The sequence below is a fragment of the Sphingobium sp. SJ10-10 genome (assembly GCF_036038995.2).
Lineage (GTDB): Bacteria > Pseudomonadota > Alphaproteobacteria > Sphingomonadales > Sphingomonadaceae > Sphingobium.
In genome coordinates this window covers 2754071-2768707 of sequence record NZ_CP158132.1, presented here as the reverse complement: position 1 = coordinate 2768707, position 14637 = coordinate 2754071, and the positions used below count along the sequence as shown (strand labels likewise).

General features: G+C 65.9%; 17 protein-coding genes. 9 read left to right on the top strand and 8 right to left on the bottom strand.

The genetic code is table 11. The features are described from left to right. Positions 1–8: 8 nt before the first annotated feature. The 5 genes from VVT58_RS13465 to VVT58_RS13445 all read left to right on the top strand — a co-directional run bounded on the left by VVT58_RS13465 (position 9) and on the right by VVT58_RS13445 (position 4823). Entirely contained in the window at positions 9–395 is a 387-nt protein-coding gene (locus VVT58_RS13465) for a DUF559 domain-containing protein (RefSeq protein WP_327753783.1), read from the top strand. Next, on the top strand, positions 392–1522 hold the full coding sequence (locus tag VVT58_RS13460) for an ATP phosphoribosyltransferase regulatory subunit (RefSeq protein WP_327753782.1): 1131 nt from the start codon (positions 392–394) through the stop codon (positions 1520–1522). The genes VVT58_RS13465 and VVT58_RS13460 overlap by 4 nt, the downstream gene beginning before the upstream one ends. 130 nt (positions 1523–1652) lie before the next feature. Beyond that, a complete protein-coding gene (locus VVT58_RS13455; RefSeq protein ID WP_066552976.1) occupies positions 1653–2942 on the top strand; it encodes an adenylosuccinate synthase in 1290 nt (429 codons plus the stop codon). Positions 2943–2946: 4 nt separating this feature from the next. Next, positions 2947–3129 (top strand): hypothetical protein, encoded by a 183-nt coding sequence (locus tag VVT58_RS13450; protein ID WP_066526237.1) that lies wholly within the window; start codon positions 2947–2949, stop codon positions 3127–3129. Positions 3130–3257: 128 nt separating this feature from the next. Continuing rightward, positions 3258–4823, top strand: a complete 1566-nt coding sequence (locus VVT58_RS13445) for a peptide chain release factor 3 (protein ID WP_066552973.1) — start codon at positions 3258–3260, stop codon at positions 4821–4823. Positions 4824–4828: 5 nt separating this feature from the next. Here the strand turns inward: VVT58_RS13445 and metW are convergent, their stop codons facing one another. Both metW and VVT58_RS13435 read right to left on the bottom strand, forming a co-directional pair. Beyond that, positions 4829–5416, bottom strand: coding sequence for a methionine biosynthesis protein MetW (gene metW, locus VVT58_RS13440; protein ID WP_327753781.1), 588 nt, complete (start codon positions 5414–5416; stop codon positions 4829–4831). Then, a complete protein-coding gene (locus VVT58_RS13435; protein WP_327753780.1) occupies positions 5413–6564 on the bottom strand; it encodes a homoserine O-acetyltransferase in 1152 nt (383 codons plus the stop codon). The genes metW and VVT58_RS13435 overlap by 4 nt, the downstream gene beginning before the upstream one ends. Before the next feature lie 67 nt (positions 6565–6631). Between VVT58_RS13435 and VVT58_RS13430 the strand changes: the two genes are divergently transcribed. The 3 genes from VVT58_RS13430 to VVT58_RS13420 are packed head-to-tail and all read left to right on the top strand — an operon-like array spanning position 6632 to position 9624. Beyond that, positions 6632–7582 carry a 2-hydroxyacid dehydrogenase gene (locus tag VVT58_RS13430; RefSeq protein ID WP_327753779.1) on the top strand — a complete coding sequence of 317 codons (951 nt, stop codon included), beginning with the start codon at positions 6632–6634 and terminating at the stop codon, positions 7580–7582. Positions 7583–7621: 39 nt separating this feature from the next. Further along, complete coding sequence (hisC, locus tag VVT58_RS13425; protein WP_327753778.1) at positions 7622–8719, top strand: histidinol-phosphate transaminase; 1098 nt, start codon at positions 7622–7624, stop codon at positions 8717–8719. Then, on the top strand, positions 8719–9624 hold the full coding sequence (locus tag VVT58_RS13420) for a prephenate/arogenate dehydrogenase family protein (protein ID WP_327753777.1): 906 nt from the start codon (positions 8719–8721) through the stop codon (positions 9622–9624). Before hisC ends, VVT58_RS13420 begins: the two co-directional genes overlap by 1 nt. On the opposite strand, the gene VVT58_RS13415 is transcribed toward VVT58_RS13420, so the two are convergent. The 4 genes from VVT58_RS13415 to ftsE are packed head-to-tail and all read right to left on the bottom strand — an operon-like array spanning position 9616 to position 12474. Further along, a complete protein-coding gene (locus VVT58_RS13415) occupies positions 9616–10311 on the bottom strand; it encodes a lysophospholipid acyltransferase family protein (RefSeq protein ID WP_327753776.1) in 696 nt (231 codons plus the stop codon). The two genes, VVT58_RS13420 and VVT58_RS13415, sit on opposite strands and share 9 nt — an antisense overlap. 11 nt (positions 10312–10322) lie before the next feature. Beyond that, a complete protein-coding gene (locus VVT58_RS13410; RefSeq protein ID WP_066552959.1) occupies positions 10323–10853 on the bottom strand; it encodes a YdcF family protein in 531 nt (176 codons plus the stop codon). Continuing rightward, positions 10850–11764, bottom strand: coding sequence for an FtsX-like permease family protein (locus VVT58_RS13405; protein WP_327753775.1), 915 nt, complete (start codon positions 11762–11764; stop codon positions 10850–10852). The genes VVT58_RS13410 and VVT58_RS13405 overlap by 4 nt, the downstream gene beginning before the upstream one ends. Then, positions 11764–12474, bottom strand: coding sequence for a cell division ATP-binding protein FtsE (gene ftsE / locus VVT58_RS13400; RefSeq protein WP_066552953.1), 711 nt, complete (start codon positions 12472–12474; stop codon positions 11764–11766). The genes VVT58_RS13405 and ftsE overlap by 1 nt, the downstream gene beginning before the upstream one ends. A gap of 169 nt (positions 12475–12643) precedes the next feature. Between ftsE and VVT58_RS13395 the strand changes: the two genes are divergently transcribed. Then, the gene (locus VVT58_RS13395) at positions 12644–13441 is read left to right on the top strand and encodes an MJ0042-type zinc finger domain-containing protein (RefSeq protein ID WP_327753773.1); all 798 of its coding nucleotides are present in this window, start codon (positions 12644–12646) and stop codon (positions 13439–13441) included. 14 nt (positions 13442–13455) lie between these two features. On the opposite strand, the gene VVT58_RS13390 is transcribed toward VVT58_RS13395, so the two are convergent. Both VVT58_RS13390 and VVT58_RS13385 read right to left on the bottom strand, forming a co-directional pair. Further along, complete coding sequence (locus VVT58_RS13390; protein ID WP_327753772.1) at positions 13456–14361, bottom strand: pirin family protein; 906 nt, start codon at positions 14359–14361, stop codon at positions 13456–13458. After that, positions 14358–14633 carry a hypothetical protein gene (locus tag VVT58_RS13385; protein ID WP_327753771.1) on the bottom strand — a complete coding sequence of 92 codons (276 nt, stop codon included), beginning with the start codon at positions 14631–14633 and terminating at the stop codon, positions 14358–14360. Before VVT58_RS13385 ends, VVT58_RS13390 begins: the two co-directional genes overlap by 4 nt. Between the last annotated feature and the right edge of the window lie 4 nt (positions 14634–14637).

Genomic DNA, 14637 nt, shown 5'->3' with positions numbered 1-14637 from the left:
AAGCAACGGTGCGCCTCGACCCGAAGCTCAAGGAACGCGCCAGATATATGCGCGCCAACCCCGCTCCGGCTGAACAAAAGCTTTGGCTCGCCCTAAGAGCCAACCGCTTCGAAAATCAGCAATTCACGCGCCAGACGATTATCGCGCCCTATATTGTCGATTTTGCGTCCAAGGCGGCCAAACTGATCTTAGAGATCGATGGGGATACACATTCCGCCAAAGATCGCTATGACGCGCGACGGACAGAGTTTCTGGAATCGCTGGGGTATCATGTGGTCCGTTTTGGCAATCCCGATGTGATGGGAATTATGGAGGGCGTGCTGAGTGTGATCGCTCAGGTGTTGCGCGAGTCCCCCTCTCCCCAGCCCTCCCCCCCTGGGGGGAGGGAGCTATGACTACGATCCCGCCCGGCCTCCTTCCCGAAGGGCTCTCCGACCGCCTGCCGCCAGAGGCGGAGGCGTCCGCGCGCCTTGTCCGCCGCGTGCTCGATACCGTCGCCGCTCATGGCTATGAACGGGTCATGCCACCGCTCGCGGAGTTTGAGGATACGCTGGTCAGCCGCCTGAAATCGATGCGCGCGGAGGATCTGGTCCGCGCCATCGATCCCGTTTCCCAGCGCAGCCTGGCGCTCCGCCCCGACATGACCGCGCAGGTCGGCCGCATCGCCGCCACCCGTTTGGCGAGCGCCCCGCGCCCGCTGCGCCTGTCCTATGCCGGTCCGGTCATCCGCCTGCGCGCGAATCAGCTCCGCCCCGAACGCGAACGGCTCCAGGTCGGCGCCGAACTGATCGGCAGCGACAGCGTCGCCGCAGCGGTGGAAATCGTGAATGTCGCCATCGAATCGCTGCAGGCGGCCAGCGTCACCGGCATCACCATCGATTTCACCCTGCCCGACCTGATCGACGCCCTCGCTGCCGGCCCGCTGCCCTTGGCGCCGGAAGAGATCGAGGCCGTCCGCGCCGAACTCGACGCCAAGGATGCCGGCGCGCTCGTGGCGATCAGCCCGGCCGCCGCCGCCTATTTCCCGCTGATCGAGGCGACCGGCCCCTTCCACGCCGCGATGGAGCGGCTCGAAGCGTTCAACGCCCAGCTCGGCGGCGCCATCGACAGTCGTATCGCGGGCCTGCGCGCCATCGCCAAGCCGATCGGCTGGGACGTCACCCTGACGCTCGACCCGACCGAGCGCCATGGCTTCGAATATCAGAACTGGTTCGGCTTCTCGATCTTCGCGGAAGGTTTCACCGGAGAGATCGGCCGGGGCGGCAGCTATGCCATCACCCGCGCCGACGGCTCGGAGGAACCGGCCATGGGCTTCTCGCTCTATCCCGAGCCGCTGATCGACGCGGGCTTCGGCGGGGAGGCTCCCAAGCGCCTGTTCCTGCCGCTGCACCATGATCCCGTCCTTGCCGCCCAATTGCGGGCGGAAGGCTGGCAGACGATCGCGGCGCTCACCCCGCAGGAGAATGGCGAGGCGCTGCGCTGCACCCATTGGCTCGAAGGCGACAGCCCGCGCGCCTACTGACTTGACTTCACCGGGGCAGCGCGGGTAGGCGCGGCCCGCAACAGGGCGACACGCCCATTTGATCCCACCGGCATGCCGAGTCCCGTCGAAGGGCATGGCCGGTCCGCGCGGCGGGCGGAGGACTGTATCCATGGCAAATGTTACCGTGATCGGCGCCCAATGGGGTGACGAAGGCAAGGGCAAGATCGTCGACTGGCTGTCGGAGCGCGCCGACGTCGTTGCCCGTTTCCAGGGCGGCCACAATGCCGGCCACACGCTGGTCGTGGGCGAGAAGGTCTACAAGCTTTCGCTGCTCCCGTCGGGCATCGTGCGCGGCACGCTGTCGGTTATCGGCAATGGCGTGGTGCTGGACCCCTGGCACTTCCGCGATGAGGTTGCCAAGCTCAAGGGCCAGGGGGTCGCCATCACCCCTGAAAACCTCCAGATCGCGGAAACCTGCCCGTTGATCCTGCCCTTCCACCGCGACCTGGACGGGCTGCGCGAGGATGCTTCGGGCGCGGGCAAGATCGGCACCACCCGTCGCGGCATTGGTCCTGCCTATGAGGACAAGGTCGGCCGCCGCGCCATCCGCGTCTGCGACCTGGCGCACCTGGACGATCTCGGCCCGCAGCTCGACCGTCTGACCGCGCACCATGACGCGCTGCGCGCCGGGTTCAACGAAGCGCCGATCGATCGTGACGCGCTGATGGCGGAACTGCGCGACATCGCCAGCTTCATCCTGCCCTTCGTCAAGCCTGTCTGGCTGACGCTCAACAAGGCGAAGGCGGAGGGCAAGCGCATCCTCTTCGAAGGCGCGCAGGGCACGCTGCTCGACATCGACCACGGCACCTATCCCTTCGTCACCTCGTCCAACACGGTTGCGGGCACGGCGGCGAGCGGCACCGGCCTTGGCCCTTCGGGCGCGGGTTTCGTGCTGGGCATCGTCAAGGCCTACACCACGCGCGTCGGCTCCGGTCCCTTCCCGACCGAGCAGGAAAATGACGTCGGCCAGCGGCTGGGCGAACGAGGCCATGAATTCGGCACCGTGACGGGGCGCAAGCGCCGTTGCGGCTGGTTCGACGCCGTGCTGGTGCGCCAGTCGGTCGCGGTCTCGGGCGTCACCGGCATCGCCCTTACCAAGCTCGACGTGCTGGACGGCTTCGAGGAACTTAAAATCTGCGTCGGCTACAAGATCGGGGAGCAGAGCTTCGACTATCTCCCCGCCCATGCGCAGGATCAGGCGAAGGCGGAACCGGTCTATGAGACGATCGAAGGCTGGCAGGAAACCACCGCGGGCGCCCGCAGTTGGGCTGAGCTTCCGGCGCAGGCGATCAAATATATCCGCCGCATCGAGGAGTTGATCGGCTGCCCGGTCACGCTCGTCTCCACCAGCCCCGAGCGCGAGGACACCATCCTCGTGCGCGATCCCTTCGCGGATTGATCCGATGGCCGGCGAACGCTTCGAGCGCCACAAGCAACCCTGGACGGCGGATGAGCTGCAAAAGCTCCACACGCTGGCGAAGAAGGGCATGGCGCTCAAGGCGATCGCCAAGGCTCTGACCCGCAGCGAGGAATCGGTGAAGGCCCGCGCCAAGCAGGACGGGCTTTCCATCGCGAAGCTGCGATAGTCGTGCGTGTGCCGGCGAAGCACTCGAACGAGACGAGTGGCTTCGCAGGAATGCATGGAGCGCTTTGAGGCGGAGGCTTTGCCAAGCGCCGCTGGCGATTCCCAAGCGAATCGCTATATGGGCCGCCCATGAGCATTCCTTCCCGCCGTACCTTTGCCATCATTTCCCACCCCGACGCGGGTAAGACCACGCTGACCGAAAAGCTGCTGCTGGAAGGCGGCGCGATTCACCTGGCCGGAGAGGTCAAGGCGCGCGGGGCGAACCGGCGCGCCCGGTCGGACTGGATGAAGATCGAGCAGCAGCGCGGCATTTCCGTGACCTCGTCCGTGATGACCTTCGAACGCGACGGGATCACCTTCAACCTGCTCGACACGCCGGGGCATGAAGATTTTTCCGAAGACACCTATCGTACGCTGACGGCGGTGGATTCGGCGGTGATGGTAATCGACGCGGCCAAGGGCATCGAGCCGCAGACGCGCAAGCTGTTCGAGGTCTGCCGGTTGCGGAACGTGCCGATCATCACCTTCGTCAACAAGGTGGACCGCGAGGGCCGCGATGCCTTTGCGCTGCTGGATGAGGTGGCGGACGCGCTGGCGCTGGACGTATGCCCGATGAGTTGGCCGGTCGGCATGGGCGGCGAGTTTGAGGGGATTTACGACTTCGCGAAGAACCGCCTGCGCCAGCCTTCGGGCGCGAGCAAGGAGTTTGAGGGACGCCAAGCCTTTTTCTCCGGGATCGATGATGACGCATTGGCCGGGCATCTGTCGGGCCAAGGTCTGGCTCGGCTGCGTGAGGAGGCGGAACTGGCCGTCGGGGGCTATGCCGATTTCGATCTGGCGGCCTATCGGCATGGCGATCTGACCCCGGTCTATTTCGGGTCGGCCTTGAAGCTATTTGGCGTGACCGAGCTGATCGACGCGCTCTCCGCCCATGCGCCGCCGCCGCGTGCCCAGCCCGCCGAACCGGCGCCGGTCGAGCCGGAGGATAGCGAAGTCACCGGCTTCATCTTCAAGGTGCAGGCCAATATGGATCCGCAGCACCGTGACCGGATCGCGTTCATGCGGCTGTGTTCGGGCAAGTTCAAGCGCGGCATGAAGCTGACGCCTTCGGGCAGCGGGAAGCCGATCGCGGTGCATTCGCCGATCCTCTTCTTCGCGCAGGACCGCGAGATTGCGGATGAGGCTTTTCCGGGCGACATTATCGGCATTCCCAACCACGGGACGTTGCGGGTCGGGGATACGCTGAGCGAGAAGGCGGGGGTGCGCTTTACCGGCCTTCCGAACTTCGCGCCGGAAATCCTGCGGCGCGTGGCGCTCAAAGACCCGACCAAGACCAAACAGCTCCGCAAAGCGCTGGACGATCTGTCCGAAGAAGGCGTGATCCAGGTCTTCTATCCCGACATCGGCAGCGCCTGGATCGTCGGCGTGGTCGGGCAGTTGCAGCTCGACGTGCTGATTTCCCGGCTGGAGGCGGAATATAAGGTCGCCGCCGGGCTGGAGGCTTCGCCCTTCGACACGGCGCGGTGGATTTCAGGCGAAGATGCCGCGATCAAGGATTTGGTGTCGTTCAACGGCGCCAACATGGCCAAGGATCGCGACGGCAATCTGGTCTTCATGGCGAAGAGCGCCTGGGACATCGGCTATCAGCAGGAACGGCATCCCAAGGTCAAGTTCAGCGCCACCAAGGAGCGCTGACGCCTTCATCTCCGCAGCAGAAATACCGCATGCTCCGCGAACAAATTGGCGTTCGCGTGGGTGGTTTCCCTGTCGCCCTTGAGGAACCACTGGCCGTCTATGGTCCAGCCGCGATCCTTCACCAATGCGCGGAAATCGTCGACCGTGACATGGTGGATGTTGAGCGTGTCATACCATGTGTCGGGCAGCAGCCGCGTCACCGGCATGCGCCCGCCCCAGAACAGCGACAGCCGTCCGCGCCAATGGGCGAAATTGGGGAAGGACACAAAGGCCTGTTTGCCGATCCGCAACAGTTCCTCGACCACCCGGTCCGGGCGGCGGGTGGTCTGGAGCGTCTGGCTGAGAATGGCATAGTCGAAGCTGGCTTCGGGGTAATAAATCAGGTCGGTGTCGGCATCGCCCTGCACCACGGAAAGACCCCGACCCACGGCGCCGGCGACATTGTGCGGGTCGATTTCGAGGCCTCGGGCATCGACCTGCTTGCTGTCGCGCAGCGCCGCCATCAGCGCGCCGTCGCCACAGCCGACATCAAGGACTCTGGCGCCAGGGGAGACGGTGCGCGCAATCAGGGCAAGATCGGGGCGCAGGCTCATGCGCGGCCGCCCTTGAGGAAGCCGTCGACCACGCGGTTGAGTTCGGGACATTCCAGCAGGAAGGCGTCATGGCCGAAGGGGCTGGAGAGTTCGACGAAGCTCGCCTGCGCGCCGCTGGCGTTGAGGGCGTGGACGATCAGGCGCGATTCCGCCGTCGGATAGAGCCAGTCGGTGTCGAAGCTGACGAGGCAGAAGCGCGCTCTGGAGGCGGCGAAGGCTTTGGCGAGGCTGCCGCCATGATCCTCCGCAATGTCATAATAGTCCATGGCGCGGGTAATGAAGAGATAGCTGTTGGCGTCGAAACGCTCGACGAAGCTCAAACCCTGATGGCGCAGATAGCTTTCCACCTGGAAATCGGCGTCGAAGCCGAAGGTCTTGGACCCGTTGGGATTTTCCGGGCGCCCCTGTAACCGCCGCCCGAATTTCTCGGTCAGGCCCGCTTCGGAAAGATAGGTGATGTGCGCCGCCATGCGGGCGACGGCCAGGCCCGCGCTGGGAATCTGGCCGTCGGCATAATAGTCGCCGCCGCGCCAGTTCGGGTCGGCCATGATCGCCTGCCGTCCGACTTCGTGGAAGGCGATGTTCTGGGCGCTGTGGCGGGCGGTGGAGGCGATGACGATGCAACTTTCGACACGCTCGGGGTAGAGGGTCGGCCAGGTTAGCGCCTGCATCCCGCCCATGGAGCCGCCGATGACGGCATGCAGGCGGTCGACGCCCAGATGGTCGAGCAGCATCGCCTGCACGCGCACCATGTCGGCTATGGTGATGACCGGGAAGCGCATCGCATGGGGTTCGCCGGTCGCGGGATCGAGGCTGGCAGGGCCGCTGGAGCCCATGCAACTGCCGATCACATTCGCGCAGACGATGAAATGACGGGCGGGATCGACGGGCTTTCCCTCGCCCACCAGTCGCCACCACCAACCGGGTTTGCCGGTGACGGGGTGCTCCGACGCGACATATTGGTCGCCGGTCAGCGCATGGCAGATGAGGATGGCGTTGGAGCGGTCCGCATTCATCCGCCCATAGGTTTCATAGGCGATGTCGACCGGACCAAGAAAGGCACCGCTTTCGAGTTGCAGCGGGCCGGTCAGGCGCACCTGACGGCGCAGGCCGAAACGGATGTCATCGGAAAAGGACGCGCTGGCCATTATCCGTCCGGGCTAGGGCCGGGGCTGGACTCTGTCAATCGGCTGTCCTTTGCCCTAGATCGCTGTCATGACCGATAAAGCTCCGATTCCTGTCGCCACCTTTGGCCCCCTCTATCCCTATCTGGACGAAGCGCTGGCGCAGCGCTTTACCGTTCATGCCGTCGCACAGGATGCCGATCTCACCGCATTGCCACCCGAAGCGCGGGAGGCGCGGGCATTGATATCCTTTGGGACGGTCGGCGCGCCCGCGGCGATCATGGATGCCCTGCCAAAGCTGGAGATGATCGGGTTGTGTTCCGTGGGCTATGACAAGGTCGATATCGATCATGCGCGGGCCAGCGGCATCCGCGTCACCAACACGCCCGATGTGCTGACCGATGACGTGGCCGATCTGGCGGTGGGACTGCTTTATGCGACGGCCCGCAACATCGTCGCCAATGACCGGATGGTGCGCGCCGGGGATTGGGCCCGGAACGTGAAGCCTGCCCTTTGCGGCCGCTTGACGGGCAAGCGGATCGGCATATTGGGATTGGGCCGCATCGGGCGCGCCATTGCCCGGCGACTGGAGCCGGTGGCGGGCGAGATCCTCTATCATAACCGGCGGCCCGCAGCGGACGGCGCCTATCGCTACGTGGCCGATCCGCTCGATTTTGCGCGCCAGAGCGATGTCATCATCGTGGCGACCTCGGGCGGGCCGGAAGCGCGCAAGCTGGTCGATGCGGCGATGCTGGATGCGCTAGGGCCGGATGGCGTCATCATCAACATCAGCCGGGGCAGCGTGATCGATGAAGAGGCGCTGGTGGCGGCGCTGGCGGAAAGGCGGATCGGGGGCGCGGGCCTGGACGTGTTCGCAAACGAGCCGCATGTGCCCGAAGCCCTGCTGTCCATGGAGCATGTGGTGCTGCAACCGCATCAGGGCAGCGCGACGGTCGAGACGCGCAAGGCGATGGCCGATCTGGTGCTCGCCAATCTCGACGCCTGGGCAGCGGGCCAGCCTTTGCTGACGCCTGTCGTGTGAGTCTTTGCCTTTGGCCAAGAAGCCGCTAAAGCGCGGCGCATGACCAAGCCTGCCCCCAAAGACTGGATTCTCGGTATTTCGCCCTATGTGCCGGGCAAGTCGGCCGCCGATGACGGCCGCCAACTGGTGAAGCTGTCCGCCAATGAAAATCCGCTGGGCACCGGGGAAGCGGCGCGGGCCGCGATGGTGGCTGCGACGGCGGACCTGGCCACCTATCCCGATCCCGGCGCGGCCAAGCTGCGCGAGGCGATCGCGGCGGCGCATGGGCTGGACCCGGCGCGGGTGATCTATGGCACGGGGTCGGACGAGCTGCTGCACATCGCGGCCAGCGCCTATGCCGGGCCGGGGGATGAGGTTCTCTACGTTCGCTACGGCTTTTCGGTGTACGATATCGCCGCGCGGCGCGTGGGCGCCACGCCGGTGATCGCGCCGGATGCTGACTATGCGACCGATGTGGACGCGCTGCTGGCGGCAGTGACGGAGAAGACCAAGCTGGTCTTCCTGGCCAATCCCAATAATCCGACTGGCACCATGACGTCGCGGGAGGAAATCGCCCGGCTGCATGCGGGGCTGCGGCCGGACATATTGTTCGTGCTGGATCAGGCCTATGCGGAATATCTGGACGCGGATGAGGATGATGCCGGGCTGGAACTGGCGAAGAATGCGTCCAATATGTTCGTGACGCGGACCTTCTCCAAGATTTACGGGCTTGCCGCCGAGCGGATCGGCTGGGGCTATGCCAGCGCCGATGTGATCGACGTGCTGCATCGCATCCGCGCGCCGTTCAATGTGACGACGGCGGGGCAGGCGGCGGCGATTGCGGCGGTGAATGACACCGCCTGGGTCGAGGCGAGCCGGGTGCATAACCGGCAATGGCGCGAATGGCTGGCGGCGGAGGTGGCTTCGCTGTCCAATCACGGGCTGCGCGCCGTGCCGAGCAAGGCGAACTTCCTGCTGATCCTGTTCGACGGCAAGCTGACCGCGGAGGAGGCGATGAAGGGGCTGTGGGACGAGGGCTTCGCCACCCGCTGGCTGCCGGGGCAAGACCTGCCCAACGGGCTGCGTATCACCATCGGCACCGAAGATCAGGTGCGCAAGGTCGCGGCCAAGCTGCGCGCCATGGCGGAAGCGGCCTGATGCTGCCTTTTTCGCGGGTCACGATCATCGGGCTGGGCCTGATCGGCTCTTCGCTGGCGCGAGCGATCCGGGAAACTATGCCGACCGTGCGGGTGACGGGCTATGATGCCGATGCGGGCGTTCGGGAAACCGCGCGGGCCATCGACCTCACCGACGATGTGACCGATACGGCGGGCGCTTCGGTGACGGATGCCGATCTGGTCGTGCTGTGCGTGCCGGTGCGGGCGATGGGCGCGGCGGCGGCGGAGATTGCCGCCGATCTGCCGGCCGAGGCGATCGTCAGCGACGTGGGATCGTGCAAGGGCGACGTGCTGGCGCAATTGAGCGCCGCGCTGCCAGGGCAGACCATCATTCCGGCGCATCCTGTCGCGGGGACGGAGAATAGCGGGCCGGAGGCTGGCTTCGCGTCGCTGTTCCAGGGGCGCTGGTGCATCGTGACGCCGCCTGCGGAGGCCGATCCGACAGCGGTGGAGCGCGTGGCCGAACTGTGGCGGCGCGTGGGCGCCGATGTCGAGATGATGGACCCGGCGCATCATGATCTGGTGCTGGCGGTGACGAGCCATTTGCCTCACCTCATCGCCTATACCATCGTCGGCACCGCGAGCGATCTGGAGGATGTGACCCAGTCGGAGGTGATCAAATATTCCGCCGGTGGCTTCCGCGACTTCACCCGGATCGCGGCGTCCGATCCCACCATGTGGCGCGACGTGTTCCTGGCGAACAAGGATGCGGTGCTGGAGATGCTCCAGCGCTTTTCCGAGGATCTGTCGGCGCTTCAGCGGGCGATCCGCTGGAATGACGGGGATGCGCTGTTCAACCTGTTCACCCGAACGCGGGCGATCCGGCGGTCGATCATCGAACAGGGGCAGGACGATCCCAAGCCCGATTTCGGGCGTTCACATTGAGGCGTTCAACGCATTGATCGCCGCATGGACGCGGGCTTCGGCTTCACGGCGATCCAGGCCGGGCGGGACGATCTCACCGACCTTGTAGGTGATGGTGCCGGGGCGCTTCATGAACTTGCCGCGCGGGGAAACGCGGCCGCTGTCGACCGCGATCGGCACCACCGGCAGGCCTAGCAGCACATAGAGACCCGCGAACCCAGCGCGCAAAGGCGGGCTTTCGCCGTGGGGGACGCGGGTGCCTTCGGGAAAGAGGCAGACGGCGCGGCCTTGCGCCGTCGTGGCCCTGGCGGCGGTGCGCAGGGCGCGCAGGGCGCTGGCCCCGGCGGTGCGTTCGATCGGGATCAGGCCATAGCGGCGGGCGATGCCGCCCCAGAGCGGGATATCGAACAATTCGCGCTTGGCGGCGATCGCCGGACGATCCAGCAGACAAAGCAGGTCGATCGTCTCGAACATCGATTCATGCTTGAGGATGTAGAGATAGGGGCCGTTTTCCAGCGTTCCTTCCACTCGCACCTTCTGCCCGAGCAGCCAGCGCGCGCAGCGTCGATGGAAGCGGCTCCAGTGGGTGGCGACCGCCGGGATCGATCGGGGCGCGACCAGATTGCTCGCCATCGCCGCCAGCACGAACAGCAGCGAGCCGACATAGAAAACCAGCATGAAGGCCAGGGATCGCAGCGCGGTGAACATCGCAAAAACCGTCAGATACCAATCAACGCCGCAGCCCGGCGCAGCAGATATTTATTATATTCCCGCGCCAGCATGGTGAGGCTGGGGCGACTGGGCACGGCGTCGTAGACCAGCGTGACCCGGCCCGGCAAGGCCTGCCGCAGTTCAAGGGCGGAGCGGCGCATATGCCAGTCGGTGGTGATGAGGCGCACCGTCTTGAAATCGCGCCGTTCCAGCCAATGCGCGGTTTCGATGGCGTTGGAGCGGGTGTCGATGGCTTCGCGCCCCAGGGTGATGCAGCAGGTGAAGAGCCGTTCGGGCGCCTTATATTGCGCGGCCAGCTCGACCGGGCGAACCGATCGGTCGACGCCGGAGATCAGCATCCGCTTGGCCGCGCCGTCCTGAAGCAGGGAGAGGCCGCGATCGATGCGCCCCGCCCCGCCCGTCAGCACGACGATGGCGTCTGTCTGTCGCCCGTCCAGCGGTTGCGGCAGGAAAATCGCGAACCAGGCGAAGCCCAGCATCCATCCCAGCAGCATGACGGCGATGAAGCGGACGATCATAGCAGCCGCCCCAGCGATCGCAGCACCGTCCAGCGCGCGGCGATCGTCGCCAGCAGCACGCAGCCGATCGGAATGGCGGCAAGGATCGCCCAGCTTGTCCATGGCAGATGGATGGCGCTCAACAATTCGGAGCCGGTCGCCAGCAGCCGCACGCCCAGCAACACGATCACCAGCAACGCGACGGTAAAGCCGAGCGCGCCGCCGAACAGCGCATCCAGGCCGATCCGGCGCTGGAACAGCCGGGCGATCTGCACATCGGTCGCGCCCATCAGGTGCAGCACGTCGATGGTGCCGCGATGGCTGTCATGCGCGGCCCGGGCAGCCAGCACCACCACCGACCCGGTCGCCAGCGTCATCAGCAGCACGATTCCCGCCGCCAGCCAGCCAAGGGCCGAGAGCAGGCCGGCCAAAGGCGCCAGAAAGGCAGCATGGGGTTCGATGCGGATTTTTGGCGAGACAGCGCTGAGCTGGCGGCGGAGGCGGTCGACCTTCGCGTCCGTCTGGCCGGGCGTCAGTTCGATGTCGATCAGCGCCGGGATCGGCAGGTCGCCGCTCGCCGCATCCTGCCCCAGCCAGGGGCGGATTTGATCGGCAAGGGTTGAGGCCGCGACCGGATGGACGGCGCGGACTATGCTGACTTTGCGCAGTATGTCAGCCACGCTGGCGCTCAGACGGTCGCGCTGCTGCGCATTGGCCTCGACGATCTGCACCGTGGCGCGTCCGGCAAGGTCCGCGCCCATGGCCTTCACCGCCGCGCCCAGGCCCAGCCCGGCGGCGGCCGACAGCACGGTCAGGAACATCATGATCGCAATGATCCACGGCATCGGTCCTGCCACCCTGCCCTCCGGCAGCAGCCGGTGGCGCGCAGCGGCGGCGGCGCGACGATCGCCCATGCTGCCGGGGGAGGCCATCAGCCGTTCACCTGCGGCCGGGGCGGGTAGCGCAGCGATCCAGTGGGGTCCGACAGGCGGCCCTTGTCCAGCTTCATCATCTGCGCGCTCCCCACCTGCGCGATCAATGGCAGATCGTGGGTGGCGACGACGATGGTGGTGCCGAGGCGATTGAGCGCCTCGAACAAGGTCAGCAGGCGACGGGCCATATCGGCGTCGACGTTGCCGGTCGGTTCGTCCGCCACCAATATTTCCGGGCGGCCGATCACTGCGCGAGCGATGGCGACACGCTGCTGTTCCCCGCCCGAAAGGGTGGCGGGGCGCGCTTGACCGCGATCGCCAAGGCCGACCCAGTTCAGCATTTCGCTGACCGGGGCGTCGATCTCGCCTTCCGCCAGGCCCGCGACGCGCAACGGCAGGGCGATATTGTCATAGACCGACAGATGCGGAACCAGCCGGAAATCCTGGAACACCACGCCGATGCGGCGGCGGAATCCGGGCAGGCGCTTGCGGGGCAGCGTCACCACATCCTCCCCGAACAGGCGGATGACGCCGCGACTGGGCCGCTGGGCAAGGTAGAGGAGCTTCAACAGCGAGGTCTTGCCCGCGCCCGACGCGCCGGTGAGGAAATAGAAGCCGCCACTGGCGAGCGAAAAGCTGACGTCGGACAGCGTCTCGCTATCCAGACCATAGCGCAGGCCGACATTTTCGAACTGGACGATGGCCGACATGCGTCAATTTCAGCGCCTGCGCGCTCCCTGCTTCCCCGAGCGCCTAGCCATGGCACAGCGGACGGGCGGCCGTAAAGTCTTGTCGGCCTGACTCCGCGAGTCGCGCCCGGATCGGTTGCCATGTTTGAAGCCGCTTGCCCTCGAATCCAACTCATGCCTATGAAGCGTCATGATCCTGGTGTGTCCCAACTGCGCCACGCGCTATATCGTGCCGGACAGCGCCGTCGGCCCGAACGGCCGCCAGGTTCGCTGCGCCGCCTGCAAACATAGCTGGTTCCAGGAAGGGGCTGCGCTCGCGCCCCGCGAGGAAGCGCTGATGACGGCCGGCGCGCCCGAAGTGGCCGCGCCTGCTCCTCCCCCTCCTCCACCCGTTGAGGAGGCTGTCGCCCCGCCGGTCGAACCGGAGGAAGTGGAGCCGGTCGCCACCCAGGCCGAGACACCCGTCAGCGCCAAGGCTGACTATCGGTTCGACGATATTTACGGGCGCGCCGAAGCGGATGCGCGGAACGATTGGGCGGAAGCCGAACCGGCGCCGGTGAAACCGCGGCGCAACCGGCTGAAAATCTGGACCTATGCCGCGTTGCTCTTCTGCCTCGCGGTGGGGGCCGCTGGCGGAGCGCTCTGGTATTTCGGCACGCCGAGCTGGGCGATCAATCTGGGATTGGTGCCCGAAGAGGGCGATCCGGACCTGCTTTTCTATCTCTCAAAACCCGCCGAGCGGCGTAAATTGCCCACCGGGGAGGAATATTTCGCCTTTGGGGCGCGGATCGTGAACAGCGGGAAGCAGACGCTGCCGGTGCCCCCGGTGCTGGTGCAATTGCGCGACCGGCAGAACCGGCTGGTGTTCAGTTGGACGACCAAGGCCGACCGGACGAACCTGAAGCCGGGCGAGGAAGCGTCGATCAATGAAAGCCGGATCGACATTCCGAAAAATGCCGAGAATCTGTCGCTGACCTTCGTGCAATAATGACGGCCTGAAAATCAGGGATAGCTGATCGTTTTCGGCCGCCCCTGGGGAATCGGGATGAATTCCTGATCGTCGCCGGGAATCAGGGGAAAGCGCATGGCTTCCCAATCGTCGCGGGCCTGCATCAGCCGTTCCTGGGTCGAGGACACGAAATTCCACCAGACATGGCGCGGCGTCCGGAATGCCTCGCCGCCGCAAAGCATGACGCGGCCGCCGTCGACGCTCATCAGTGTTGCGCGGATGCCGGGGCGCAGGACGTAGAGCGTCTGCGGCTGGAGCATCACCCCGTCCAGCGCCGCGTCGCCGCCGGAGACATAGATCGCCCGCTCCTCCGCCTCCGCATCGATGGGAACCGAGCCGCCGGGGGAAAGCTGAATGTCAGCGTAGATGGTGTTCGCATAGGTGGTAACGGGCGACGTCTGGCCCCAGAGGCTGCCCATGATCACGCGCGCCCTCGCATGGCCGCCATCGATAATGGGCAGGCCGCCTTCGCTGACATGCTCGAAGGCGGGGTCCATTTCCTCATGGCGGTCGGGCAGCGCGAGCCAGGTCTGGATGGCGGAGAGTTTGGAGAGCTTGGCGCGGTCCTCGTCCGGCGAGCGCTCGCTATGGACGATGCCCTTGCCCGCCGTCATCAGGTTCACCGCGCCCGGCTCGATCAACTGCTCCGTGCCCAGGGAGTCGCGATGGAGGAAGCTGCCCTCATACATATAGGTGACGGTGGCGAGGTTGATATGCGGGTGCGGGCGCACGTCCACCCCCTGCCCCGGCGCGATGCGGGCGGGCCCGGCCTGATCGAAGAAGATGAACGGGCCGACCATGGTGCGCCCCTTGGCAGGCAAGGAGCGATGGACCCGAAAGTCGCCCAGATCATGGGTGGTGGGGGTGATGGTCTGGATGATCGGGTCTGTCAGGGTCATGCTGCGTCCAGTTCGGGGTAGTGGCGGAAGACGTCTTCATTGGTGAACGGCAGGCGCCGGTCGCTGCCCAGATAGTCCTGCAATTCAGGGAGCGCCGCAACCCGCTCATCCAGGTCGGCAAGGCGCGGGAAGGAGGGCATCAGCGTCGCCATGCGCAGCGGGAAGGCATAACGCAGCCCGGCGATCAGCCGCACGAATTCGCCCCGGCCGGGGATGGTGGACCAATACCGGAAATCATAGTCCGTGCGCCGCGCCTCCTTGGACGGCGGCACAACG